Consider the following 1,467-nt stretch of genomic DNA (forward strand, 5'->3'; position numbering starts at 1 on the left):
CTTTTTAAGTCTCTGGGTTTAGACAGCGATGCTGTTTTAAATAGCAACGGACTAAACGTCGATCGTATCGATCCGCAAGCGCGCATCACACGCAGCAAAGAGCTTGAAGTCTATCAAGACTTAGTCAAATTAAATCCCGACCCTCTCATCGCCCTCGAAATCGGTCCTTTCCTTGGGCCTGCTGGCTACGGCCCATTCGCAATGTTACTTAGCAGCTGTAAAGATGGCTATGAATCTTGCCAGATGGGTATTCGCTACCAATCTATGGGCTATATGTTCGGCGAAATGAGTTTTTCTTTGGCGACTGATAACTCGTCACTACGTTTCGACCCCGCAATGCTTCCCGAAGATGTGCGCGAATTTGTTTTGTACCGCGACATGGCAGGATGCGCGAAGCTCGTCCGTGACATCTATATGATGAACGGAATCGATTTTCAAATCGTTGAAGTTCACCTGACTGTCACGCCAAAAAAACAAGATCGTATTAAGTTTGAAAAAGCTTTCGGCTGCCGAGTGTTGTTTGGCATGCAAAGCAATCGCATACTGATTCCAACCGCGCTACTGAAACAGCCCTTCCCTCAAGCGAATAAAAACGCATTCGACATGTATCGTGAGCAATGCGAGCAGATTCTGTTCGAATCAAGTCAAAAAGAAGAAACGCTCACTGATGCATTGAAGAACTATCTTTTGATGTTTAGTTATGACATTCCTAAAGCCAAGGAAGCTGCTCAAACCTTTGGTATGTCAGAACGAACTTTACGCAGAAAGTTAAGCGACGAAGATAGCAGCTTTCAGAACGTGTTGGATGAAGTGAGATTCGAGAAAGCAAAACGCTGGTTAAGCGAGTCACAATTAAGTATTGAGCTAATCGCTCTGAAACTGGGTTACCAAGAAGCCGCCGCGTTTAATCATGCCTTTAAGCGCTGGAGTGAACGAAGTCCTTCGCAGTATCGTAAGGATCATTCCTCTAAGAGATAGTTCACCGCTCTTTTTACTTTCGGGATGTGATCAGGCTTGAAACCCTGAAACGAACCAATCACCTCTCCTCGTTGATCTATAAGAAACGAGGAAGGTAAACCGACCAAGTGATATGCCCGCTGTGTCTTTCCTGTTTTTTCTGTCAGTACGGTATAGTCAACCGGATAATCCGCTAGAAATCCAAGCGCCTCAGCTGAGTCTTCATCTAAGTTAATCGCAATCACTTGAAAGTCGTCTGGTGAGAATTCCTTTTGCAAGCGATCTAGCGCCGGTAGCGATTGTCGGCAAGGCCCACACCACGACGCCCAAAAATCGAGATAGATAACCGTACCACGGTAATCACTCAACCGATGCATCGTGTCGTTAGCTAATTCTTTAAGATGAAAATCAGGCGCTGCTACGAAATCGGCCCGTGAGATTGAGGAAATTAGAAGAAGTAAAATAAAAATGAGATGCTGCATTCTCATTACCAATGCGATACCAAATGTC

At 45.1% G+C, this 1,467-nt stretch carries 2 protein-coding genes; one reads left to right on the forward strand and one right to left on the reverse strand.

Features of this window, described 5'->3' with window-relative positions:
* The coding region (locus tag A3762_RS16535) for an AraC family transcriptional regulator (protein ID WP_068756687.1) at window positions 1-978 on the forward strand (978 nt) is incomplete at its 5' end.
* Here A3762_RS16535 and A3762_RS16540 read toward each other — a convergent pair.
* Window positions 960-1,467: TlpA disulfide reductase family protein (locus tag A3762_RS16540; RefSeq protein ID WP_231878840.1), on the reverse strand; the 508-nt coding region annotated here is incomplete at its 5' end. The genes A3762_RS16535 and A3762_RS16540 overlap by 19 nt on opposite strands.

It is taken from the genome of Oleiphilus sp. HI0125, assembly GCF_001635355.1.